The 5,754-nt window shown below is 71.2% G+C and carries 5 protein-coding genes; 2 read left to right on the top strand and 3 right to left on the bottom strand.

The annotated features are described in order from the left end of the window. Positions 1-771, bottom strand: a 771-nt coding sequence (locus tag FV222_RS15490; protein WP_147814987.1) for a DUF4131 domain-containing protein, incomplete at its 3' end; no start/stop codon positions are given. A gap of 243 nt (positions 772-1,014) precedes the next feature. Here FV222_RS15490 and gltX point away from each other — a divergent pair. Together gltX and gltA are read left to right on the top strand one after the other, a co-directional pair. Beyond that, positions 1,015-2,442: a glutamate--tRNA ligase gene (gene gltX, locus FV222_RS15485; RefSeq protein WP_147762666.1), complete on the top strand. Its 1,428-nt coding sequence runs from the start codon at positions 1,015-1,017 to the stop codon at positions 2,440-2,442. 208 nt (positions 2,443-2,650) lie between these two features. Then, a complete protein-coding gene (gene gltA / locus FV222_RS15480) occupies positions 2,651-3,940 on the top strand; it encodes a citrate synthase (RefSeq protein ID WP_147750515.1) in 1,290 nt (429 codons plus the stop codon). 44 nt (positions 3,941-3,984) lie between these two features. On the opposite strand, the gene lpxB is transcribed toward gltA, so the two are convergent. After that, complete coding sequence (gene lpxB, locus FV222_RS15475; RefSeq protein ID WP_147762665.1) at positions 3,985-5,133, bottom strand: lipid-A-disaccharide synthase; 1,149 nt, start codon at positions 5,131-5,133, stop codon at positions 3,985-3,987. After that, a partial coding sequence (locus FV222_RS15470) for an LpxI family protein (RefSeq protein WP_147814985.1) occupies positions 5,130-5,754 on the bottom strand: 625 nt, incomplete at its 5' end. The genes lpxB and FV222_RS15470, both read right to left, overlap by 4 nt.

Genomic DNA, 5,754 nt, shown 5'->3' with positions numbered 1-5,754 from the left:
GTTGGCGTCGGTGATCCGGCGGGTGAGCGCGTTTCGGGCGTCGTCCACCGCAGCCGCAAGGCGGAGCGACCACGGCACCGGCTCCGGCGGCGGCTTCACCGCGATCTTTCTCAACAAGGAGCCGACCGCGCCGATGCCGCGGAAGTAGGCGTCGCGGGCGAAGTCGTAGCCGCCCGGCCGCGCCGCCTCCGGGGGCGGTAGCAGGCGAGCGGTGGCGGCGATGAAGTCGCCCGGCCGCAAGGGCGGCGCCTTCTTGAACGAGACGCGCACGCGGACCGGGCGCTCGGCCGCCGACATCGTGCCGAGGCTCGCGACCCGGACCACGAGGCGGGCGCCCTCCTCCCGCTCCTCCAGCGACTCGATCAGCCCTTCGAGCGGGGCGATCATCGTGCGGGTCAGCACGGGCGCGGCCACCCGCGACACCCGCAGGGCGCTCGCCGAGAACCCGAGGAGCGCTGCGGCAAGCCCGAGCGCAATCGCCAAAGCCACCGGCCGACCACCGAGGAACGGCAGGGTCGCGGCGCAGGCCGCCGCCGCAGCGAGGGGGGCCCAGAGCGCGGGCATCCCGTCGGTGGCGGTGAAGAACACAAGGATGCCGGCGCCGAAGGCGACCGCGAGCCAGGGGAACAGCCGGCGCTGCTCGGCCTCGATCACAAGGCCGCCGACGACCCAGCCGCGCAAAGCCGGCCCGAGCACGGCGGGCGCGATGAAGCGCCCGAGAGCCGGTCCAGCGACGGCCCGTCCCGTCGATCGTACGATGTCCCGCGCCATGATCGGCACACCGGCCGGCGCGAGGCCGCTGCGCCGGAGCGGATTGTTAACGCATCCGCACGGGCGTGCTAGAGCGGTCGGAACTGGGTTCCGGTGCGGGTCCTCAGCTTTGCGTGCGTCTTCGCGGACGCCGAACCGCCTTTCCCTTCGCCGCGGAGCGATCTAGACGCGCGCAACCGGATCGGTCGATCCGCGCCGCGACCAGGGTGCTCCTCGCCCCTTCACCAAAAGATCCATCGTCCGATGTCGTCAGCCGTCGTCACGCGCTTCGCGCCCTCGCCCACGGGCTACCTCCATATTGGCGGTGCCCGCACGGCGCTGTTCAATTGGCTCTACGCCCGCCGGATGGGCGGCCGGATGCTGCTGCGAATCGAGGACACCGACCGCGAGCGATCGACGCAAGGGGCGATCGACGCCATCCTCGACGGGATGCGCTGGCTGGGGCTCGACTGGGACGGCGACGTGGTGTTCCAGTACGCCCGCGCCGAGCGCCACCGCGAGGTCGCCGAGAGTCTGCTGGCCTCAGGCAACGCCTATCGCTGCTACGCGACGCAGGACGAGCTGACGCAGATGCGTGAGCAGGCGCGGGCCGCCGGCAAGCCGCTGCGCTACGACGGGCGCTGGCGCGACCGCGACCCGTCCGACGCGCCGGCGGGGGTAAAGCCGGTGATCCGGCTGCGCGCCCCGAGCGAGGGCGAGACGGTGGTGGACGACGCGGTGCAGGGCCGCGTCACCTGGGCCAACCGCGACCTCGACGACCTCGTGCTGCTGCGCTCGGACGGCAACCCGACCTATATGCTCGCCGTCGTCGTCGACGACCACGACATGGGCGTGACCCAGGTGATCCGCGGCGACGACCACCTCACCAACGCGGCCCGCCAGAGCCAGATCTTTGCAGCGCTGGGCTGGGAGGTGCCGCGGATGGCGCACATCCCGCTGATCCACGGGGCCGACGGGGCCAAGCTGTCCAAGCGCCACGGCGCGCTCGGCGTCGACGCCTACCGCGACCTTGGCTACCTGTCGGCGGCGCTGCGCAACTACCTCGTCCGCCTCGGCTGGAGCCACGGCGACAAGGAGGTGTTCTCCACTGAGGAGATGGTGGCGGCCTTCGACCTCAAGGCGATCGGCCGCTCGCCGGCGCGGTTCGACTTCGCCAAGCTCGAGAACCTCAACGGCCTCTACATCCGCGGCGCAGCGGATGGGGACCTGGTCGACGCGATCGAGCGCATCCTGCCGAACGTCGGCCCGGAGCGCGGCCTCGTCGCCCCCCTCGCGCCTGACCTGCGCGAAAAGCTCGTCGCGGCGATGCCGGGGCTGAAGGAGCGGGCCAAGACCCTGATCGAGCTGCTCGACAGCGCCTACTACCTCACCGCCGCGCGTCCGCTGGTACCGGACGAGAAGGCTGCCGCCCTCCTCACCGACGAGGCCCGCGCACGCCTCGCCGCGATCCTGCCGGTGCTCGAGGCCCTGCCCGAGTGGAGCGCCGCCGCGACGGAAGCCGCGGTGCGGCTCTTCGCCGAGACCGAGGGGCTGAAGCTCGGGCAGGTGGCGCAGCCGCTGCGGGCGGCGCTCACCGGCCGCACCACCTCGCCGCCGCTGTTCGACGTGATGGCGGTCCTCGGCCGCGAGGAAAGCCTCGCCCGCCTCGCCGACCGGATCACGAAAAGCTGAGGCTTTCGCCGCAGCGCACGCGCGGCCCGGTTTTCGCTTGGCGTCGGGGCGTGGTTGTCATCCGCGCCGTTGCTGGCGCCCGGCCGATCCGCTAACCGGTGGGCCTGTGAGCACCTGCAGCAAAATGCAGGTGACTTCGGGTCCAGGGCGGCGCGGAGCCGAGCCTTGGGCCGGCACCGATTCGTTGCCAGGAAAGGGTCCACGTTCCATGAGCGCAGCCAGCACCATCACCGTGGACGGCAAAGAGGTCTCTCTGCCGGTCAAGAGCGGTACGATCGGCCCCGACGTCGTCGACATCGGCAAGCTCTACGCGCAGACCGGCGCCTTCACCTTCGACCCCGGCTTCACCTCGACCGCCTCGTGCGAATCGAAGATCACCTACATCGACGGCGACGAGGGCGTGCTGCTCTATCGCGGCTACCCGATCGAGCAGCTCGCCGAGCAGGGCGACTTCCTCGAGACCTGCTACCTGATGCTGTTCGGCGAGCTGCCGACGCCGGGTCAGAAGGCCGACTTCGACTACCGCGTCACGCGCCACACCATGGTGCACGACCAGATGAACCGGTTCTTCACCGGCTTCCGCCGCGACGCGCACCCGATGGCGGTGATGGTCGCCTCCGTCGGCGCGCTCTCGGCCTTCTACCACGACTCGACCGACATCACGGACGAGAGCCAGCGCATGATCGCGTCGATGCGCATGATCGCCAAGATGCCGACGCTAGCGGCGATGGCCTACAAATACTCGATCGGCCAGCCGTTCGTGTATCCGAAGAACGATCTCGACTACACCTCGAATTTCCTGCGGATGTGCTACGCCGTCCCGTGCGAGGACTACCAGGTCAACCCGATCTTTTCGAAGGCCCTGGACAAGATCTTCATCCTGCACGCCGACCACGAGCAGAACGCCTCGACCTCGACGGTGCGGCTCGCGGGCTCGTCGGGCGCGAACCCGTTCGCCTGCATCGCGGCCGGCGTCGCCTGCCTGTGGGGGCCGGCGCATGGCGGCGCCAACGAGGCGGCCTTGAAGATGCTGATGGAGATCGGCACGCCGGACCGCGTCGATCAGTACGTCGCCAAGGCCAAGGACAAGAACGACCCGTTCCGCCTGATGGGCTTCGGCCACCGGGTGTACAAGAACTACGACCCGCGCGCGCGGATCATGCAGAAGACCACCCACGAGGTGCTGAAGGAACTCGGCAAGAACGACGATCCGCTGCTCGAGGTCGCGATGAAGCTCGAGGAGATCGCCCTCAAGGACGAGTACTTCATCGAGAAGAAGCTCTACCCGAACATCGACTTCTACTCGGGCATCACCCTGAAGGCGATGGGCTTCCCGACCGACATGTTCACGGTGCTGTTCGCGGTGGCGCGCACCGTCGGCTGGATCGCGCAATGGGCCGAGATGATCGAGGATCCCTCGCAGAAGATCGGCCGCCCGCGCCAGCTCTACGTCGGCCCGACCAAGCGCGACTACGTCGGCATCAACGAGCGCGGCTGACGGCTGGTCTACCCTCCCCCCTCTGCGGGGGAGGGATGAGACGCTCAGCCCTTGATCGCAGCCAGAACCACCCGCGCCGCGCTGCGGCTCGGCGCCTCGTCGTCGGGGAGCCGCATCAGGCCGTCGATGCGCTTCAGGGCCGCCACCTGGCGGTCGCGCGCGGTGCCGCCGGTGACGAGGGGGGCGAGCGCCGCGGCGAGGCGGTCCTCGGTGCACTCGGCCTGAACGAATTCCGGCATGGCGTTCTCGGACAGGATCAGGTTCGGCAGCACGATGGTCGGCACCTGGATCAGGCGCCGGGCCACCGCCTCCTCGACCCGCGAGACCTTGTAGGCCACCACCATCGGCACCCCCGCCAGCGCGAGTTCCAGCGTCACCGTGCCGGAGGCGGCGAGCGCGGCCCGCGCTTGGCGGAAGGCGGCATACTTCGCGGTCTCGCCCGCGACGATGCGCACGGGCGCGTTCCAGGCGTTTGCCATGCGCTCGATCAGGGCGCGGTGCCGGGTGACCGCAGGCAGCACCGCTTCGATCGGGCCGACGTCCCGCGCCAGCCGCGCCAGCGTCCGGCCGAAGACCGGCATCAGCCGCTCGATCTCGGAGCGGCGAGAGCCCGGCAGCACCACCACGCGCCACGGCACGGCCTCCCGCAGGGCGGCGTCCGACGCGTCCGGCCGCAGCTCCGAGAACCGCTCGATCAGGGGGTGGCCGACATAGGTGCAGGGCGGCCCGTTCAGCCGTAGGTGCGCCGCCGGCTCGAACGGCAGCAGCGCCAGCACGTGATCGACGAACCCCCGCATCGAGGCCGCCCGCCACGGCCGCCACGCCCACACGCTCGGCGAGACGTAGTCGACGATCGGGATCTCCGGGGCGCGCTTGCGCACGCGCGAGGCGACCGCGTGGGTGAAGCCGGGGCTGTCGATGATGACGAGCACGTCCGGGCGGTTGGCGACCACGTCGTCCACGGTCTGGCGGATGCGGCGCAGCAGCGTGCGTAGGCGCGCCAGCACCGGCAGGTAGCCCATTACCGCCACGTCATCGAGGGGGAAGAGCGAGGTCAGCCCCCGCGCCGTCATCGCCTCCCCGCCGACGCCGCCGAAGGTTACCGGGCCGGGCGCGGCCTCGCGCAGCGACGCCATCAGCTTGGCGCCGAGCTGGTCGCCGGAATCCTCGCCCGCCACGAGCCAGATCTTCATGGGCCGACTCCGATGCCGATCAGGAAGAGGCCGAGCCGGTCGGCCTCGGCGATCGTTTCCGGGCGGTCGATCAACAGGGTGCGGCCGGCCTCCACCGCGAGGCCGACGCAGCCGGCGGCGGCCGCGTTGCGGACGGTCCGCGGGCCGATCGCCGGCAAGTCGATGCGCAAGTCCTGGCCGTCCTTGGCGCACTTCACCAGGACGGTCGCAGGCAGCGCCCGCATGCGGCCCCAGGGCAACAGATCCCAAGGCTTCCGTGCGAGCGCGCGGGCGCGGGCGAGCATGCGGTCGGTGCCCTCCGGCCCCTCGACCGCGAGCACCCGGTCGGCCGCCACCACCACCGCTTGGCCGACATCGAAAGACGAGAGCGCGGCCAGCACCGCCCGGCCGGTCGCGATGGAGGCCTCGCCCGCCGCGTCCGGCCGGTGGCCGCCGATGGTGCCGGCGGGGCTCAGCAGGTCGGGGGCGACCTCGTGGACGCCGCAGACGGTGTGGCCGTTCTCCTCCAGCAGCGCGAGGGCGCCGCGCAGCAGCCGGTCGTCGCCGCCGTCGGCGAGGTTTCGGAGTGCGACCCGGTTGCGGAAGGCGGCGGCCGCGTTGAGGATCGCGGCGGGGCTCGGC

Source organism: Methylobacterium sp. WL103 (assembly GCF_008039885.1).
In the GTDB taxonomy this organism is placed as follows: Bacteria; Pseudomonadota; Alphaproteobacteria; order Rhizobiales; family Beijerinckiaceae; genus Methylobacterium; species Methylobacterium cerastii.
Note: the sequence above shows the minus strand (reverse complement) of the source record. Positions and strands in the feature narration are given on the sequence as shown.